At 33.4% G+C, this 18848-nt stretch carries 18 protein-coding genes and 2 pseudogenes; 12 read left to right on the top strand and 8 right to left on the bottom strand.

Annotated elements, in window-relative coordinates; all coding sequences use genetic code 11:
- Nucleotides 1-11: 11 nt before the first annotated feature.
- The 5 genes from opp1B (at nucleotide 12) to cntE (ending at nucleotide 4714) form a co-directional block, all read left to right on the top strand.
- Nucleotides 12-944, top strand: a complete 933-nt coding sequence (gene opp1B / locus HRG09_RS20580; protein WP_174102723.1) for a nickel/cobalt ABC transporter permease — start codon at nucleotides 12-14, stop codon at nucleotides 942-944.
- Nucleotides 945-1841, top strand: coding sequence for a staphylopine uptake ABC transporter permease subunit CntC (gene cntC / locus HRG09_RS20575; protein WP_174102722.1), 897 nt, complete (start codon nucleotides 945-947; stop codon nucleotides 1839-1841).
- A gap of 4 nt (nucleotides 1842-1845) precedes the next feature.
- Nucleotides 1846-2661 (top strand): staphylopine uptake ABC transporter ATP-binding protein CntD, encoded by an 816-nt coding sequence (cntD, locus tag HRG09_RS20570; protein WP_174102721.1) that lies wholly within the window; start codon nucleotides 1846-1848, stop codon nucleotides 2659-2661.
- The gene (locus HRG09_RS20565; RefSeq protein ID WP_174102720.1) at nucleotides 2655-3401 is read left to right on the top strand and encodes an ABC transporter ATP-binding protein; all 747 of its coding nucleotides are present in this window, start codon (nucleotides 2655-2657) and stop codon (nucleotides 3399-3401) included. Before cntD ends, HRG09_RS20565 begins: the two co-directional genes overlap by 7 nt.
- 131 nt (nucleotides 3402-3532) lie before the next feature.
- On the top strand, nucleotides 3533-4714 hold the full coding sequence (gene cntE, locus HRG09_RS20560) for a staphylopine family metallophore export MFS transporter CntE (RefSeq protein ID WP_174102719.1): 1182 nt from the start codon (nucleotides 3533-3535) through the stop codon (nucleotides 4712-4714).
- Between the two features lie 137 nt (nucleotides 4715-4851).
- On the opposite strand, the gene HRG09_RS20555 is transcribed toward cntE, so the two are convergent.
- The 3 genes from HRG09_RS20555 to HRG09_RS20545 form a co-directional block, all read right to left on the bottom strand.
- Nucleotides 4852-6084, bottom strand: a complete 1233-nt coding sequence (locus HRG09_RS20555; protein ID WP_174102718.1) for a cytochrome P450 family protein — start codon at nucleotides 6082-6084, stop codon at nucleotides 4852-4854.
- Nucleotides 6085-6476: 392 nt separating this feature from the next.
- Nucleotides 6477-6689, bottom strand: coding sequence for a hypothetical protein (locus tag HRG09_RS20550; RefSeq protein ID WP_174102717.1), 213 nt, complete (start codon nucleotides 6687-6689; stop codon nucleotides 6477-6479).
- 1291 nt (nucleotides 6690-7980) lie between these two features.
- On the bottom strand, nucleotides 7981-8154 hold the full coding sequence (locus tag HRG09_RS20545) for a hypothetical protein (RefSeq protein ID WP_174102716.1): 174 nt from the start codon (nucleotides 8152-8154) through the stop codon (nucleotides 7981-7983).
- 260 nt (nucleotides 8155-8414) lie between these two features.
- Between HRG09_RS20545 and HRG09_RS20540 the strand changes: the two genes are divergently transcribed.
- The gene (locus tag HRG09_RS20540) at nucleotides 8415-8942 is read left to right on the top strand and encodes a hypothetical protein (RefSeq protein ID WP_174102715.1); all 528 of its coding nucleotides are present in this window, start codon (nucleotides 8415-8417) and stop codon (nucleotides 8940-8942) included.
- A 204-nt stretch (nucleotides 8943-9146) separates the two neighbouring features.
- Here HRG09_RS20540 and HRG09_RS20535 read toward each other — a convergent pair whose 3' ends face one another.
- On the bottom strand, nucleotides 9147-10208 hold the full coding sequence (locus tag HRG09_RS20535) for an acyltransferase family protein (protein WP_174102714.1): 1062 nt from the start codon (nucleotides 10206-10208) through the stop codon (nucleotides 9147-9149).
- Between the two features lie 155 nt (nucleotides 10209-10363).
- Here HRG09_RS20535 and HRG09_RS20530 point away from each other — a divergent pair, with 155 nt between their 5' ends.
- From HRG09_RS20530 to HRG09_RS29100, 5 genes and pseudogenes are all read left to right on the top strand, one after another.
- The gene (locus HRG09_RS20530; protein ID WP_174102688.1) at nucleotides 10364-10531 is read left to right on the top strand and encodes a hypothetical protein; all 168 of its coding nucleotides are present in this window, start codon (nucleotides 10364-10366) and stop codon (nucleotides 10529-10531) included.
- A 90-nt stretch (nucleotides 10532-10621) separates the two neighbouring features.
- Nucleotides 10622-11374, top strand: coding sequence for a quorum-quenching N-acyl homoserine lactonase AiiA (gene aiiA / locus HRG09_RS20525; protein WP_174102713.1), 753 nt, complete (start codon nucleotides 10622-10624; stop codon nucleotides 11372-11374).
- A gap of 62 nt (nucleotides 11375-11436) precedes the next feature.
- Complete coding sequence (locus HRG09_RS20520; protein ID WP_174102687.1) at nucleotides 11437-11808, top strand: hypothetical protein; 372 nt, start codon at nucleotides 11437-11439, stop codon at nucleotides 11806-11808.
- Between the two features lie 50 nt (nucleotides 11809-11858).
- A complete protein-coding gene (locus tag HRG09_RS20515) occupies nucleotides 11859-12581 on the top strand; it encodes an SDR family NAD(P)-dependent oxidoreductase (RefSeq protein WP_174102712.1) in 723 nt (240 codons plus the stop codon).
- 190 nt (nucleotides 12582-12771) lie between these two features.
- A pseudogene (locus tag HRG09_RS29100) lies at nucleotides 12772-12951 on the top strand (transposase); the annotation flags it as partial.
- A gap of 220 nt (nucleotides 12952-13171) precedes the next feature.
- On the opposite strand, the gene rfbG reads toward HRG09_RS29100, so the two are convergent.
- From rfbG to HRG09_RS20495, 4 genes are all read right to left on the bottom strand, one after another.
- Nucleotides 13172-14260 (bottom strand): CDP-glucose 4,6-dehydratase, encoded by a 1089-nt coding sequence (gene rfbG / locus HRG09_RS20510; protein ID WP_174102711.1) that lies wholly within the window; start codon nucleotides 14258-14260, stop codon nucleotides 13172-13174.
- Nucleotides 14261-14286: 26 nt separating this feature from the next.
- Nucleotides 14287-15252, bottom strand: coding sequence for an NAD-dependent epimerase/dehydratase family protein (locus HRG09_RS20505; RefSeq protein ID WP_174102710.1), 966 nt, complete (start codon nucleotides 15250-15252; stop codon nucleotides 14287-14289).
- A 114-nt stretch (nucleotides 15253-15366) separates the two neighbouring features.
- A complete protein-coding gene (locus HRG09_RS20500) occupies nucleotides 15367-17433 on the bottom strand; it encodes a glycosyl transferase (protein WP_174102709.1) in 2067 nt (688 codons plus the stop codon).
- Between the two features lie 16 nt (nucleotides 17434-17449).
- On the bottom strand, nucleotides 17450-18199 hold the full coding sequence (locus HRG09_RS20495) for a sugar phosphate nucleotidyltransferase (protein ID WP_174102708.1): 750 nt from the start codon (nucleotides 18197-18199) through the stop codon (nucleotides 17450-17452).
- A 239-nt stretch (nucleotides 18200-18438) separates the two neighbouring features.
- Here HRG09_RS20495 and HRG09_RS20490 point away from each other — a divergent pair.
- Nucleotides 18439-18600 (top strand): annotated as a pseudogene (locus HRG09_RS20490) (glutamate racemase); the annotation flags it as partial.
- Between the last annotated feature and the right edge of the window lie 248 nt (nucleotides 18601-18848).

The raw sequence follows: 18848 nt of genomic DNA, 5'->3' as shown, positions 1-18848 counted from the left end.
GGAGATTTTCTATGGGAAGCTATATTATTAAAAGGTTATTAATATCTATTCCTTTACTTTTTGTTATTTCATTGGCAACGTTTGTTTTAATCAATCTTTCTCCTTTAGATCCAGCAGAAGTGATATTACGTGCACAAGATACTCCAGAAATAACAGGTGAATTAATTGCACAAACGAAAGAGAAGTTAGGGCTGAATAAACCATTTATAGAACAATATTTACATTGGACCATTGCCTGCTTGCAATTAGATTTTGGGAATTCATATGTCACAGGGAAACCAGTTTGGTCATTAATAGGACCAGCTTTTCTAAATACATTAAGACTAACCATAGTGTCATCTGTTTCCATTATTATTTTATCGATATTATTAGGTGTTATCTGTGCAATGAAAGAAGGACGAATAATTGATAAATCAGTAAGAGGGATTTTATTTCTTCTAACAGCAATGCCGTCATACTGGCTTGCTTCCATTATGATTTGGTATTTTTCTGTTAAATTCGATCTATTACCAACAAGCGGGATGAATTCGTATGAAAGTTATATTCTACCGGTTATTGTCATCACGATAAGTTATGTAGGTGTTTACTTTCGAACTGTTAGAAGTTCGATGTTAAGTAACTTAACTGAAGACTATGTACTGTACGGAAGAGCATGCGGCTTAACAGAGGGGAAAATTACTATACATGTTTTAAGAAATTCACTGCAAGTTGCCGTTTCAATATTTTGTATGTCTATACCTATAATATTGGGAAGTACAGTAGTGATAGAAAATGTGTTTGCATGGCCGGGGATAGGAAGTCTGAGTGTTAAATCTATTCTAAGTAGAGATTTACCGGTTATCCAAGCGTATGTCCTTATACTAGCGGTAGCATTTGTGTTGTTTAATATGATTTCCGATATTATAAATGCTGTAATGAATCCTAAATTAAGGAATGATCTCTAAATGAAAATATTAAAAGCTTTAAGGAAAGATAAGTTAGCCATTATATCTTTGGTAGTCATTGTTGTGATAATTGTTGCCGGTATATTTGCTCCTTTACTTGCGCCACATGATCCCGAGGAAGTAAATATGAGACTTCGGTATGAAGCACCATCGTGGGAATACCTATTAGGTAATGATCACTTAGGGAGATGTGTCTTATCTAGACTGATTTATGGAATTCGTCCTAGCATTCTATGGGTTTTAGTTACGCTATTGATAATTGTTTCAATTGGAACTATTTTAGGCCTCATAGCCGGCTACTTTAGAGGAAGAGTAGATGCTTTTATTATGAGGATTTGTGATATAATGCTTTCTTTTCCAGGGTACGTTATGGCATTAGCAGTTGTGGGTATTCTAGGCGTGGGTTTTAAGAATATATTAATTGCATTTATTTTCATCAAATGGGCATGGTTTGCCCGAGTAATCAGAACATCTGTTATGCAGTATTCTGAGTTAAACTATGTGAAATTTTCTAAAGCATCTGGTATGAGTAATATACAAATTATATGTAAGCATATTGTTCCTGTTGCATTGCCTGATATAGCGGTGATCTCAAGTAGCTCTATTGGTTCAATGATTTTACAAATATCTGGTTTTTCATTTCTAGGTTTAGGAGTTCAAGCTCCAGATGCCGAATGGGGAATGATGTTAAATGAGGCGAGAAAAGTTATGTTTTCAAAACCAGAGTTAATGTTAGCACCTGGATTAGCTATTATTATTGTGGTATCCGCGTTTAATTTTTTATCTGATGCATTTCAGATTGCTTTAGATCCTAAATTAAGAACTTCTAAAAATAATGCTCGAGAAAATTGGATCACCCCTAAAGATAAGTTCAAAGAAAAAGAGGTGGCAAAATAAATTTATGAATATATTAGAAGTCAAAAACTTAAGAATCTGGGATAGCAACACTGATAAAGTGATTATTTATAATAGCTCATTTCATTTAGAGTATGGAAGCTGTCTAGCAATCGTGGGAGAAAGTGGAAGTGGTAAGTCTGTAACGTGTAGGTCAATTATGAGATTGAATAAACCTTGTATTCATCAATCGGGAGATATTCTATTTAAAGGAGAAAACTTGAATAGTCTTTCTGAGAAAGAGATGAGAAAGAAAAGGGGAAAAAACCTTTGTATGATTCTACAAAATGGCATGAGTGCATTGGATCCTTCCTGTGTGATTGGTGTTCATTTAAGAGAAACACTTGCCCAACATTTTGGTTGGAATAATAGCAAAATAGTGGGTGAAATGAAACATGCTATGGAAAGTGTCATGTTGAAAAACCCGATAGAGGTAATGCATAAATATCCATACCAGCTATCGGGTGGAATGTTACAACGAATTATGATTGCATTGGCATTAGTATTGAAACCTGACATTATAATTGCTGATGAGCCGACCACAGCACTAGATACAATTTCACAATTTGAGGTCGTTGAGCAATTTATTAAATTAAGGGAAAGAGTGGGTTGTTCGATGATTTTTGTTTCCCACGACTTAGGTATTGTAAAAAAAATTGCCGATAACGTTTTGGTAATGAAGGATGGGAGAGTTATTGAAAGGGGAAATACCCAAACCATCTTTTCAGAAGCACAACATGAATATACAAGATACTTAGTATCCACTAGATTAGCACTAAGCAATCATTTTAAGAGAATAGTGGGGAGGAGTTCTAATTGTTGAAAGTTGATCGTGTTGAGAAATCCTATAATAAGGGCGGATTATTTTCTAGAGAAAAGCAGAAAATCGTGAAGAAAGTTAGTTTTGAATGTAGGAATGGTGAATGTCTCGGCATTATCGGAGAAAGTGGTAGTGGTAAGTCAACATTAGGACGTTTGATATTAGGAATTGAAAAGCCTGATCGTGGAACAGTTTTATTTGAGGGAAATCGTGTAGAGGACAGAAAAGTGAGGTTAGGTAACCTTAGCGCCGTCTTTCAAGACTATGCTTCCTCAATCAACCCATTTTTTACTGTTGAAGAAGCGATTATGGAGCCCTTAAAAGCTCAGAAAAAGGATAGAAAAGAATTTAACAACAAGATTGATAATTTGCTAAATCAAGTTGGATTAAATCCGTCCTATAGAAAGAAATACCCTCATGAGTTATCGGGAGGGGAGATTCAAAGAGTATGTATCGCAAGAGCCATCTCAACAGAGCCCAAATGCATTTTATTAGATGAAGCAATCAGCTCTTTAGATGTATCTGTTCAAAAACAAGTACTTGAATTATTAAAGGAATTAAGAAAGATTTATGATATGAGTTATATTTTTATAACACATGATATTCAGGCTGCTGCCTATATCTGTGATAGAATTATAATCTTTAAAGATGGTCAGATTGAAGAAATGGCCCAGATTGAGCAATTAAAGGATGTTCGGTCAGAATATGCAAGGAAATTACTGGGGATGGTAGTAACGTTTTGATATGATCCATGTTGAGTATGCATCATTATTATAGTGTAGGTATGAAAAGAGTAGGTCTTTTTAGGTAAATAATGAAACGATTTCAGAAAAAGAGTTCGTTGCAAAGAGGTATAGAGTTAGGAGGAGAAATTGTGAATGGAGCTATGTCTTGGCCTTTTCTACGTTTGTATATATTAATTTTTCTTTATTTTAGTGCTAATGCCATATTAAACGTTATTATTCCTTTACAAGGGGGAATATTAGGGGCGAACAATACAACAATTGGTTTAATTATGGGAGGGTATTTATTTACAACTATGTTCTTTCGCCCGTGGGCAGGTCATATTATTCAAAAGCACGGTCCGGTAAACGTATTACGTATTATTCTCATTCTCAATGGTGTTGCTTTAATATTATATACTATTTCTGGGTTAGGGGGTTTTTTCATTGCACGTATTTTACAAGGAGTTTCGACAGCTTTCTTTTCAATGGCATTACAGATGGGGATAATTGATGCACTGCCAGAGAAGGATCGCTCTCAGGGAATTTCGCTTTACTCTTTATTTGCTAATATGCCAGGTATTATTGGGCCTGTAGTAGCATATAACATTTGGAAGGCAGGAGGTATGGATTATTTTACAGTGGTGCTGATAACAATTGCTATCTTTACAGGGATGTTTGGCTATAGTGTTAAAATAGAAAAAAGAAAGAAGCAACCTGTTTCAGATAGTACCGAGCAAGAAGAAAGTATACTTAAATCTTTCAGGCAGTTAGTAAAAAATCTGCTTTTGTTGAAATGCAGTGTATTAATGTTAGTTGCTTCGATTGTATTTGGAGCTATTACAACATTTATACCACTATACGCTATACAATTGAAAAGTGGAAATGCTGGAGTTTATTTAATGCTTCAGGCGGGGACTGTTGTCTTTGTTCGTTTTGCTTTAAGAAAAAAAATTCCTTCAGACGGTAAATGGCATGCGTCCTTTGTTATGGGGACTATGCTTCTTTTAGCAGTAGCTGCACAGTGTGTAAGTTTTTCTATAATAGGCGGAGCAGTTTTTTTCTACATGGGTGCAATTTTAATGGGAATACCTCAGGCACTTCTTTATCCAGCATTAACAACGTATTTGACTTTTGTCTTACCACAAAAGAATCGTAATGTGTTAATTGGTTTATTTATTGCCATGGCTGATTTAGGTGTTTCGCTAGGCAGTGTCATTATGGGGCCAATAGCTGACTTTACCTCATACTCATTTATGTATATGGTTTGTGCTATCTTAGGTGTAATGATGACCATTTTTGCTTATGGTCGAAGAAAAATATTTGCTGGGTAAAAATTTAATATTATCTCGAAATTCATCCCCCACTTCTAAACGTGAAGGTGTAAAAGCATCAATGAAAGTGGGTGATGAATTTTTGTTAGGCGAAGCCAATTTTTTTAAATGATTTTGGCAATCACGGGAAGCAAGAGCTAGAAAACTACTGGTAGAGTTGCAAGAGAACGGAATTTACTATAATTATAAACTAGTTGCTCGGGTTTAGTTGCTAGACGCAGGTTAGGTAGACGTTGTAGCAATGTGCCAAATGCAATTTGTCCTTCTAGGCGTGCCAGCGGAGCACCTAAACAGTGATGGATACCATTGCCGAAAGCTAAATGATCATTTTCTTCGCGTGTAATATCTAATGCTTCAGGATTAGAGAATTTCTTCGGATCAATGTTGGCAGCTGCAAGTGAAAATAGTACCATTTCACCTTTATGAATCGTTTTGCCATGCATCGTGATGTCTTCACCGGCAAAACGGTTACCTATCATAATTGGACCAGCATATCGCAACAGCTCGTCGACAGCGGAGGGAAGCATCAAAGGGTTGTCTCGTAGCAGGTCCATTTGTTCGGGATGTTGCAGTAAAGCCAGTACGCCATTACCAATTAGATTGACTGTTGTCTCGTGCCCAGCGATAATGAGAAGCCAAATCGTCGAAAGAAGCTCGTTCTTACTTAGCTTGTCTTCCTTTTCTTGTACTTGGACCAGAGCGCTCATCAGATCATCGTTAGGATTTATGCGCTTTTGGGCTAGTAATGTTTCAATGTAATGAATAAATTTTTCGAGCGTTGCAGTAACTGTAGCACCCTGACGAGGGTCCAAAGCAGCGTTCATGAGCTCATGTGTCCAGTCACGAAATTGATTTCGATCAGTAGTGGGAATTCCAAGCATTTCTGAAATAACAATAATGGGCAGAGGATAGGCAAAATCTGCAATAATATCCATCTTTCCTTTTTCCTTTACCGTATCCAACAATTCGTCAGCAATCTCCTGAATACGGGGATGAAGTTTCTCAATCATACGCGGGGTAAAGGTTTTAGAGACCAACCGGCGTAAGCGAGTATGATCAGGTGGATCGACCGTAAGCATATTCGGCATATTCATCATCCATTCAAACAGCTTGCTCACAGATGTATTTTCTTCAGTAAATTCCTTTTTATCTTTGGGTGGTTCGAATTTTCGCAAATCTTTGAGGAAGCGAGGATCTTTCAGGATGGAAAAAACATCGTCATAGCGCAATGCGATCCAAGCTCCTCCCATACCGTAAAAATCATCAAGTCGAAAGAGGGGTTCTTGTTGTTCGAAGAAAGACTTATAGAAAATAATGGGATTACGCATAGTTTCTGGTGAGTTTAAATCACCAAGATTAATTTTTTTCATTCGTTTACTCCTTTCATTATTAATGTATGTTTTATATTGTTATAATAGAGGATGTAAATTCTACAACATTTTTCATTGGAAAACTAATGAATATGAAAGTTTCCCTACTAAAAAAGGAAAAGAATTATAATAATTCTTTTCCTTTTTTGTTAATAAGCAAAACTAATCTAATATAAGAAGATACATGTATACAATTGTTAGTTCTAATGAAAATATATTACGACATCGAAAAACTCAAAAAATGTCTTGATCAAAACACTTTGTTATATCCTTTTGGTGGTAACAAGCATTTTGAAAAAAGGTGTTAAAATATAATCGTATCAAAAATGAATGAAAGAAAGACCGATAAAAACCTAGCTTTCCTTATATACGTATTTAAACAATGTTGTTCTTTAACAACACTTCTCTTTCATTGCTTTCATCATAGACATAGTAGAATTCATCATTTCATCACATTCTTGCATTTTATTCACCATAGCTTTATCCATTTCTACATCCATTTGCATCATATTGTTCATCATCATTTTCATACATTTCATTTCACACATCATCTTTTCCATAGACATCATCATGTTTGTTGTTCCTACCATCATTGTTTTTTCCATTTTAACATCCTCCTAAAATTTTTCTATCTTGCAAATATAGGAATTCGTTTTTATTTTACAAATACCTCCAGATATCAGTGCTGCAAAATGTTTAGAAAGAATTTTCTTGAAAAGAAGAAAATAAGTTTTTAAGAGATAATCTTTAAATTAGAGATGAACGAATTGAGGAACTTGAGAAGAAATTACATGAATTAAAAAGAGCAGCTAGCAATAGTTAGCTGCTCATCTTCAAGGGGGAGGAGAAAGATTATTGTATCTACATTATTGATGGAATATTGAGGTTTATTGAAAACTGTATCGTTACTTATTAAACAGAACATATTTTTTACGAGATAATAGGAATGAGAATAGTGGCATTTAAAGGGTTAAACAATAATTTCTTTATAGAAGAAGAAAACGAGAAGAAAAGGAAAAAAGAAAATAAATCGGTAATATTATTTGTATTTTCATCTAATTGAGATATTTTATTTCCGGTAATTGGAAGTGATGTGCCCCTTCATCTATATAACAGCTTGTACAAAAATATCCTATAGGGTAAATTGAAAAACAGGTATATTGACGTTTTTTAATTTATATATCGTGCCGATGTGTAAAAAACGACTGCAAGGAATTAATTCTCGATGTATTCGTTTTTTATAGTAAAACAAGAAATTCTAATATCTTTTTGAATTTTTAGTGAGGAGAACTTTTTCAGCTGATATAGATGCAGAATAAAAATGGAGGAAGGAGATTATATGTTGATAAAAAACGTATAAAGGATATGCAAAATAAAGACTATATTTTGCTAACATAAAATCAAAGTATCACAAAACCTTTCAAAGTTCCTTCAGAAGTATAGAAGGAGCTTTCCATTCACATAATCAGCGTTCTAGGAATAAAACAAATTCCCCAAAAAGTCTTTCTATCTACCTCTTTATGTAAAATTATATTTATTCTTTAAGTGAAGAGCTTGTTCGTAATTAAAACATTATAAAGAGTGCAACTATTTTATCCCGCATTAACAGGCAGTAATTAATACTCCCACCTCAAAATTCAGCGAAAACAATGTCCAGCTCTAGCGGCTAGAATCCCCGGTCGTTTCACCCCCTCGGACGAGGCAAAAAGCGCCTCTCTGCCTAGGGCTCCAACGTCCTGCGATTTTGGGCGAGCCGCTTCCGCTTTTCTAAAGAAGTTAGGTGGGAGATGAACTGTCCGTAAAAGCCCGATTGGTGAGGGATGAGAATCAGTGGGGGATGGGGAAAACTCCTACTGATTAAAGTTTCACTTTATATAATATTCCTAAGGTTTATCCTTATTTTTCTTGTTTCTTTTCTCCCTCTTCTACATTCCATTCATCGCCCCAGTAAATTGAGATGTTATCGCCATCCTGCATGCTTACATCTTCCGTGGCGTTCAACTCATTTGTGTGTTGGTTTTTTTTGGGTGTTAATTCTTTTTTTGAACGATTTGGCTTATGAGTAGACATATGCATTGTTCCTCCTTAAATAGATCGTTACTTTATACTGGTATTATTACTCTGTTGTGAAGGTTTATACCATTCTTGTTTCTGAACACTTGGCTAATCATTTACAAAGAGTACATTAGAAATACTTAAGGAACTTTTCATTGACATAATCAGCGTTCTGGGAATAAAAACAAATTCCCTAAAAAGTCTTCCTTTCTATCTATCTTTTGGAGTAAAATTATTCCTGTGTTTTAATTTTTTGGATAGGGAAAGGGAGTTCTATGAAATCTTTACTAAAAGTAACATGTACAGCATTTTTACTTACAAGTTTAACGGTAGCTTGTAGTGAACAAACGACAACAAAGCAAGAAGTAACTACTCAATCAAAAGAAGTGTCTGAAGAGAACAAAATGGAGAAGGATGCACTACTATATGGAGAAATTGCAAAAGGTGGGTACTACAGAGCAACAGTTGAAAATGCAAAATATGAAAAAGTAGATGGAATAGAGCGCATTGTAGCTCGTGTTACGATTAATAATGCTCGGGCTGATGAAAAAGCAATTGATCTTTCAGAAATACAGTATTTTGTTAAAGATGAAAAGACGGGAGAAAAATATGAAGGTCAAGTTATGCCTATGTACGAAGAGAAATTCAAAAGTGTTCCAGCAGGCTACTCTTTAACTTTTGACGTTTCATTTAAGATGGAAAATCCACCAAAAGATTTCAATAGTATGTATCTATATATGGATAGCAAGCTTGATCCATTTGGAGATATCCATTGGAAACTTGCTAATTTAGTATCTAAATGAAAAGATGTCTAATTTAGACATCTTTTTTTGTATAGAGAGTTGTATACACTATTTATCCCGCATTAACGGGCAGTAAGACCCCCATCTCAAAATTCAGCAGCAGTAAAGAAAGTAAGTGGGGAATCAACTGTCCGTAAAAGTACGATTGGTGAGGGCTAACTATCAGTGGGGATGAAGAAAAACCCCACTGATGGAAGTTTCACTTTATCCTGTTCTCATCCCTCTAGAGTGTCTTAATTCACTACGCCTTTGCATAATAACTAAGAAGAGATTCCTAACTTTATCTTTTTTCTCTAGAATAAAGATAGTAATGAATAGGGGGATTGTTACTCCTACAATTGTATAAATTATATTTCCGTAATCTATAAATTGAAGGAGGATTTTATTAACCCCTATGTGCATATACATGATAGCCATGCCTTTTTTGTTAATAAGAGAAAAAAGCGATAGGATTTTTCCAGATTTCATGAGCTGGAATATCCCGCAATATGCTATGGTCATTACTAACGGAATCACTACATCCAAACCATAGTGTTCATATGATACATACTTCATACTTAAATGATAATCCATCAGATTCAGTTCCTGAATTGTAATAAATCCAATTATCAATAAGATGCAGAACCCTGTAAGTACAGAAGGGATTTGTTGTACATACGGTTTTATATAATACCCTATACTATAATATACAAGGGCAAGCATAGACACATCTATATTCCAAGGGATCCATACATGTAGAGAAGGCTCTAAGCCGCCCAATGTACCGATATAACTTCCTTCAATATGAGACACTATATATAAGAGTATAATAAACAACAAGCGGGTTTTTGTTCTTTTAAAAATAAGAAATATAACAAGGAATAATACTTGTGTAAAGAACAGACAAGTTACAAACCAAAATACTCCGTAATAGCTTGTAATAAACCTTCCACCAAACAGTACGTTTCCAATGTCTTCTATATACCAACTTAAAGAAACATTCCCTTGTACTAGTTCTTCTACATAGCGAATGATTGTAAAGAGACCTAAGTACGTTATATAAGGAATGAGAAGACTATGTGCTCTTCTTTTTAGATAAGGTCCGATTTGTGACCACCGCTCTACCGGCCTAGATACATAACCACTAAACAAAAAAAAGGCAGGCATATGAAACCAATAGATATAGGTTATAAAGCTGTTATGATTGTAAGCATGTCCTGCAACAACAAGGATCATTGCAAATCCTTTTGCTGAATCAAGCCACAATTCACGTTTTTGATCTATCATGTTTTCACCTCCTGGCTGTAATACCAACACCTATTTTAAAAGGAATGAAAGCGACTTTTCTAATATGTTATTAGGCTTTAAAATGTTAGTAAGGAAATAGAAACACTGGTAATGAAATAATAATTTTGTAATGTAATAGAAAGAGAAAAATGTATATGTATTTATACATTCAAAGAAATAAAATGTGGTTTTCTCGTATTCGTAAAAGCGATGATATTATTCCGATTTATGGAAAAGTGAGATATGGGGAAGGAACTGCTTCAAATGAGGAATTGCTGATGATGCGGGGATGGATAAATGAAAATATAAAGAAAAGTTTATAGTGAAAAAAGAGATAGAAGGAGAAAGTTTGCTATTAGCGGAAGTATTACTGTATTGTTTCATCCAAATTGACATGAGAAGGTGGATATAGAATGACCGTTAAAAAACTATACTTTTTACCAGCTGGCCGCTGCATGTTGGATCATTCTTCTGTTAATAGTACGCTTACTCCTGGTAAACTTTTGAATTTACCAGTATGGTGCTATCTTTTAGAAACAAAAGAAGGCCTAATTTTGATAGACACAGGAATGCCGGAAAGCGCAGTAGATAATGAAGATTTTTTTAAGGGGACATATGTTGAAGGACAGATTCTTCCTAAAATGAAGCCGGATGATAGAATTGTAAATATTTTAAAACGAGTAGGCTATGCGCCTGAGGATCTTCTCTGTATTATAAGTTCTCATTTACATTTTGATCATGCTGGAGGGAATGGAAGCTTTGCCCATACACCTATTATTGTGCAACGAACTGAACATGATGCTGCTTTACATAGAGAAGAATATTTAAAGGAATGCATATTACCAAGGTTGAACTATCAAATAATTGAGGGAGATTATGAAGTAATGCCAGGTGTTCAGTTGCTCTATACGCCGGGGCATTCCCCAGGGCATCAATCAGTATTCGTTAAAACAGAAAAGTCAGGTTCTGTTTTGCTCACAATTGATGCATCATACACACAGGAAAATTTTGAACAGGAAGTCCCATTCGCAGGATTTGATTCAGAAATGACCTCAAAATCTATTAAACGATTAAAAGAAATTGTTTTGGATGAAAAACCAATCGTTTTCTTTGGACATGATATGGAACAAGAGAAAAGTTGTAAAACATTCCCTGAATTTTTATAATGTACTCATTTTGTAGAAATAAAACTCCCCCTTTTTCCATATTGAGTTTTGGAGTGGAAGGTATGAGGGAAATCAAAATGCTGTTTAGTGTAATGATATATTTCTTACCGTTAAATAGCTATAATCGCACCTATTCATATGATGGAGAAAGTAAGCATTGGAAAGGAAAATATATTATTTCACAAACAGATACGAGTGAGTCTGGTGAAGGTACGATTACTTACAAAGGAAAAGATAAAGAAAAAGTTAATGAAGTGAAATGGAAAGTTGAAAGTAATAGTGGCAATCAAGAAGGAACAGGATTCATTGATAGAGGAACGATTCAATTAAAATCATCATGTTCAGGCTGTGCAGTGCATGATAAGGAAGAAGTGTTTCTTGTTACAATTGAATGGGATGTAAAGAAAGAGACTTTTGAAATGACATACAAGTAGTTGAGTACCCCTATACAGGATTACTTTAGTTGTTAAGAAGGAGTGATGGGATGAGCAAGAACTTTATTATATTTGGAGCAAGCCAAGGATTAGGCGATGCATTTGTAAAAGGCTTGCCTACAAAGGGAGATACAGTATGGATAGTATCACGCACTAGGCCAAGTAGTTTAGATATAAATGATGGTGTCAATCGTAAATGGCTCGCAATTGATTTATCTAGTCAACAACAAATTTCTTATTTAAAAGAAACGTTAAAAGGTGTCCCTATTGATGTATTAATCTATAATGTCGGCGTATGGGAAAAGCGTGGTTTTGAAGATGATTATACGTTTGATAAGGATGAAATTGAAGATATTTCGAGCTTAATCAATATTAATTTAACCTCTACTATTACTTATATTCAGGCGCTTTTACCTAATGTAAGACAGGCGGAAAACGGAAAAATTATTTTAATTGGCTCAACAGCAGGGTTAGATCATACGAATAATGCACAAGTTTCATTTGTCACATCTAAATTTGGCTTACGTGGCATTACGAATGCTTTGCGTGAGCATGTAAGAAAAGACAAGATCTCTGTAACGTGTATAAATCCAGGAGAGCTTGGTGCTGAAGTCCCTTATGAAGAAGGTGCAGAAAAGGCAATTATGTTGTATGAAGGTACACGTATTCCTGTACAAGACATTGTAGCGATTGTCCAATGTGTTATGAATTTATCACCTGTTTCATGTGTAAAGGAAATTAATGTTCCTGCCATAACAGATTTAAATGCATGAATCTTAAAATCTAAGATTATATTCATCATTGATGATTAAAAAAGAAAAGAATCCTCTCACTTCAATCGTGTGAAGGGCGTAGATCAACGATAAGTGGGAGATGAATTTTTGGTGGCGTAAGTCAAAGTGCTTATAGTTATCTGATGATTTTGTTAAAATAAATCTATACACATAGAAAGTTGAGAACACAATGGAATTAGATAGTAATAAACATTCAGTCTTTCTTCTGCATGATCATTTTAAATACCGCAGAAAAGTGTTTGATGATGACATATCTAATTATGCAAAAGACATTTTTGTGAGAATAAGACAGTCATATAACATTACGCTCGAAGACTGGATTAACCAAAAAAAGCACTTTCGAATAGTGCTTTTTTAGATTATTAATATATGTGTGTATCAGTTAAAGGAGAAAATAGAATGAAAATTTCATATTGAATCTTCCTAATATTAAAACGTTTTTTTTGCTAACTTCTTAAAAGGAAATACTGTTGACAGGAATAAAATGTTTCAAGTTAATACGTATAAGAGAAAACTGATATTCACCCTGAAATAACAACTTGGTCTACCAAAATTGTTATTTTCTTTTCTTAAGACTGCACATATTGTTTAATTTGATCAATACATAAATTTCTCATTTCTGTACTGGAGTACGCCTTGTAATTTTTATACCAGTCTACCGTATGGTCTAAAGTCTGTTGAAGGGACCATTTTGGTTCCCAATTGAGCTTGAATTTTGCTTTACTTATATCCAGGTTTAGGAGTGTTGCCTCATGAAATTCTTCTGGATTTACATTTGAAGATATCCAATTCCCACATCCCCAGGACTTTATTATACCGGTAACAAGCTCTTTTACTGAGACAATATTATTTAGTTTTGGACCAAAATTCCATGCACCAGAAAAAAGGATACCATCTGTTAAAATTTTTTTTGTTAAAAGTAAATATCCACTTAAGGGTTCTAGTACATGTTGCCAAGGTCTTATTGCATTAGTATTTCTAATAAAGATTTCTCGATTTGATTCCAGTGCTCGTATACAATCAGGAATAATTCTGTCTATTGACCAATCTCCTCCGCCAATTACATTGCCTGCTCGAACACTTGCGATTATTTTTTTATGATGCTCATATTTTTTTTCTGGAAAGTAAGAGTTACGGTAGGAAGAAATTAAAAGTTCACAGCATCCTTTACTAGAGCTATAAAGGTCATGTCCACCCATTGGGTCATTTTCGCGGTATCCCCAAACCCATTCATTGTTCTCGTAACATTTGTCACTTGTAACTATAATTCCCACTTTAGTTGATTCATGTAAACGAATTGCTTCTAATACATTCATTGTTCCCATAACATTAATATCATACGTGTCTCTAGGATAATCATAGGAATATTTAACAAGTGGCTGTGCTGCTAAATGAAATACAATCTCAGGTTTATATTCTTTGAAAAGCTTATTTAATTTATGAAAGTCTCTAATATCCCCACGAATATCAATTATGTCGTTTTGGAGATTTGTTAACATAAAATTATCTTTTTTATTTTTAGGATCTAAAGAATATCCAATTACAGTTGCACCTAACTCTTTTAACCAAATGGATAGCCAAGAGCCTTTAAAGCCGGTGTGTCCTGTGATTAAAATCTTTTTTCCATGAAATACATTATTAAAGCTATTATTTAACAATTGATTCACACCTTAGAAATAGATTTTCATACATTCGGATATAGATGTGCATTATGTTTATACCAATTTACAGTTTTAATAATACCTTCCTCAATACTTATACGTGGTTCCCAGGAGAGCATCCGTTTAATTTTATTAATATTTGGTTTAGAAATCCTTCTTTCATTCGTTTTATAGGATAATGTACCATAATTGGGTCTTTTATCGGTTTGTAAGTGTTTAAAGAGTAATTCTACATAATGTTTTAAAGGGTAAATTTCACCACTTCCAATATTAAAAATCTCATTTTGTATAGAATTATTTTCAATTGTTAGCATACAAGCATCTATAATATTATCTACATAGCAATAATCTCTTAATTGATTACATAGAGTTAAATCTACAGTTCTATCCCGCAATACTTGTAAAATAATATAACAAAAAATTTTATGTGGTTCTTCACCTTCTCCAAATATTCCAAAGGGTCTTAAGGTAATAAGGCTAGTATTATTTTCAGCAGCAATTTGATGAGCAAGTATAGTGGCTGCTGCTTTGCTACTTCCATAAATATCTACTGGTGTTAATGCCATATCTTCATGAATAGATTCTGCTTTATCTCCATACTCAGAACTGCTTCCAATATTAATAATCTTTTTGCAATCTATAGACTTTGCTGCTTGAATAATATTAATTGTACCTAAAACATTCGTTTCAATGGCACTCATGTAATCTGTATGAGCTGAATTTACCCCATATGCAGCGAGATGAAAAATATAATCTGGACGAATTTGTTTTATAATATTTTGAACTTGTATCTTATTGCGTATATCTACTTCATACAGTTTTACATTTTTTAATACGTCTTTAAGGCGCCACGTGTTAGATGAATGTCTTGCCAAAATAACGATTTTTGCTTGTGATCTTAGTAATCTTCGTACTAAATGAGAACCAATAAATCCGTATCCGCCAGTGATAAGAAACGTTTTATTTTCAAAATTATAAATCCTATTCATGGAATTTCATTCGTCTCCTTAAAAAATTTTTAGGTGAAGGGAATAAATAATTTTACTTATTTATTTTGTAAAAGTTAGAAAATAATACTACTTGTGTAAAAGAGAGAATGGACTTTATCTGAAATGTGAGGTAGGGTATCGGAAATAGTTTTTTACTGAGGAATTATCTAATTGTCCAGCAAATAAAGGAGTAAGAGAAAAAGCAGCATTAAGTATGCGACATGTATTTCTTATTTTTTCGATATAAGGGATATAGATATATTCTAAAATTGACGGATCTATTTCTACATGTTCTTGTTTCCATAAATCAAATTCATTTTCATTAATAATTTGCATACTCCCAAAGTGAAAAGCGATTAATTCATCTTGATCTATAAAAATCCTGTTTTCTGTGTTGGTTATAGAAGAATGATTGGTTAAAATTAGATTCCAAGGTGCAGCGTTAATACCCTTTTGAGTCATGATTTTAATGTTAGAAAATAAATCGGGAATGTGATTTAAATATTTTTGATCTCCCCATCTATTCATCTCAACATCATATACATCCAAACAATATTCCAGGCACTTATCTTTCCACCATGTTAAAATATCTTTACTATTTTGATCATTTTTAAATCCTATTAGGCCGGCCTGATACATGCCATGTACATTTTCCAGTTCAGTAGTGCCTCTCTGTGGACAAAGAAATACAGAATACTTCCACCATTCATCTAAAATTATAGTAGGCTTTGTAAAGAAAAACATATCTGCGTCACAGTATATAATGTGATCAACTTCAGAATAATATTTAAGAATATGAAGGCATAGAGGGGCTTTTAATGTCCAGCAGTATTCCTGCAAACTTCTTTCATTCTTTATACTTAAGAGTTCTTGATTTTCTATATCTTTCACATGAATCAGTATAGCATGCTCCAATTTTAAGTTTGTTAGAATTTGATAAGTAAAATTATCCATACAACAGATCCACACAATAAAATTTGTGCCATGGCTTTCTAGGGAATAATAGCAAGTCAGACCTTGAATTAAACGTTTTTGACTCATAATCATTGAATAGTTCATAAAATGATTTGATAGATTCATTTTTCTTCTTAACTGTGAATCTTTATATAAAGATTGCGCCTCATTTATGTCTTTAACACTTAACAGGCGCTGTGTTTTTTTACCTAATTTTTCTGTCAATTTTGTGAGGATAAACTGAATTTCTTCTAGATAGGGGGTATAGATAAGGTGTAATATATTATTCGGTATTGAAATTTTATCTAAAGACCAAAGGTCAAAATCCTGTTCATTGAAAATGGTAATGCATGCAAAATGATATACAATTAGTTTATCTGTTTCAATGTATACCTTATTTTGATTTTTATCAATTATATAATTGTTATTATAAATACAATTCCAAGGTGCGGCATTTATACCTAGGTTGCTTGAGATTTTTACTTTTGGAAAGTAAATAGGAATTAAATCTAAATATTTTTGGTCACCAAATCTTCCTTTATCAGGATTAGCACTACACCAATCTAAGCATTTATCTTTCCACCATCGTACGCTTTTTAATCCGTAGAAATCGTTTTTAAACCCAATTAACCCAGCCTGATATTTCCCATATTTTTCTTCTACCCAGTCACGGTCTCTCTGTGGACAAAGATAAGTAGAATTGTCACCCCATTCTTCAAATATCGTGTTAGGATCAGAGAAGAAATATAAATCACTATCACAATAAAGAACAGATGGCAAATTATAATTTACCAATAAATATTCAATAAGTACGGACTTTAAAGTCCAACAATATTCACTGACTGTCCTATTTCTTTTAATATCTTTCAAATTTGGATCTTCTATATCATCTACCTGCAAGAGATTTACATTATTCAAGTTCATTTCTTTCAATGTTGAATAAGCAAACACATCTATACAACAAATCCATAATGTAAACGTTTGTGAATTTTGCATTAGAGATTGGTGCAAAGCAATTATTTTCAAGACGTATTCTGTTCCAACTATGGCACAAAAATGATTTTCAGAGTGAGGCTGTTTATTATAAGGTAGAGGATAGATTTGTTTGCTTGTAGTTTTTTTAGAGTGATCAATAGCTGAAGCATCTGAAGATAACGGAAAATCTTTTTCTATTTTAAAGGGAGTATAGCGGTGCGGCCAACCTTTCTTTCTATTGTTAAAACGCAATGTTTATTCACCCCTTTCAACTATTTTTGTTAGGGTTCCAGCTTTCATTTGCATCTTTAAGATCTTTAGGTGTATCTACACTAATCCAATAATCATTGTGCTCATAAACTGCAAGTTCCTTGTTTTTTATTAAATTTAGTAGAGGTTCTTCTTCAAGCATACAATCATTATCATTCAAATAATCGAATATTCCTTTATTAAATACAAAAAAACCTCCATTTATTACAGCATTAAGTAGGGGTTTTTCCTTAAAATCCACAGCAATCCCGTTTTCAATCTGTAAAAGACCATATTGACTACTTTTTTTTATACCGGTTAATGTTGCGATTTTTCCTTTGTCTTTATGAAATTTTATAAGTTCGTTAATATTTATCTTTGCTAATCCGTCACCATAAGTTAATAAAAACATCTCATCCTGCATATGCTTTTCAAGTTTTTTTAATCTGGTTCCGGTCATGGTTTCAATCCCTGTATCTATAAATTTTATATTCCATTGTCTTGGTTCTTCAAGCAACTGGTACCGATTATTTTTTAAATCTAAATTAAAATCATGTTCTTTCCAAATATAGTCCATGAAATATTCTTTAATTTTTTCACCACCATATCCCAATGGTAGGATGAATTCATGATGTCCAAACTTACTATACCAATCCATTATATGCCAAATGAGAGGTTTTCCTTGAACTTGAACTAATGGCTTTGGAATATCTTTGAGAATTCCCTGCATCCTTAATCCCTTTCCACCACACAAAATTATGACTTTCATTAAACTTTTACCGCCCTTCAATTTACATTGCTAATTTAGATTATGTAATACATTTATAGCTTGTATCCACTAATGTACAGACATTTATAAAAAAATAATAATCAAGTCATTATAATTATTGTGAATTTAATAGGGAGTTCAGATAAAACATACCAAATAATAATATTATATTATAAAGTTTTTAAGATTTTATAATAACTGTATTAACAAAAGAGAAAAGACTAAAAAGGATGAAATATATGAATCTAGCTAATAAAAATTCCGTAATAGGTGTACTAGACTCAGGAGTTGGGGGATTAACAGTTGTCGAAGAAATTATAAGACAATTGCCAAAAGAGAGTATTTACTATATTGGTGATAATAAGCGTTATCCCTATGGGCCAAGAAGTGTAGAAGAAGTTAAATAAGGGGTCCTACCGCATGCCCATCAACTTAAGACATTGGTAGTTCCCCAAAACGAAGGAAATGAGTTGAATTCTCATAAATAACTGTAAAATAATAAAATTTTCGTTTTGGAGACACTTTAAAATATTTGCTGGATAGCGATGTGGCGGTACCCCTATATACTCTCCTCCTAAATAGCTTAAATGTTTTAAAAATATTATATATTAATAAAAAATGACTAACATATAATGAAAAACCGAATGTT

Origin of the sequence: Bacillus sp. Xin1 (genome assembly GCF_013314535.1) — a bacterium.
Lineage (GTDB): Bacteria > Bacillota > Bacilli > Bacillales > Bacillaceae_G > Bacillus_A.
Note: the sequence above shows the minus strand (reverse complement) of the source record. Positions and strands in the feature narration are given on the sequence as shown.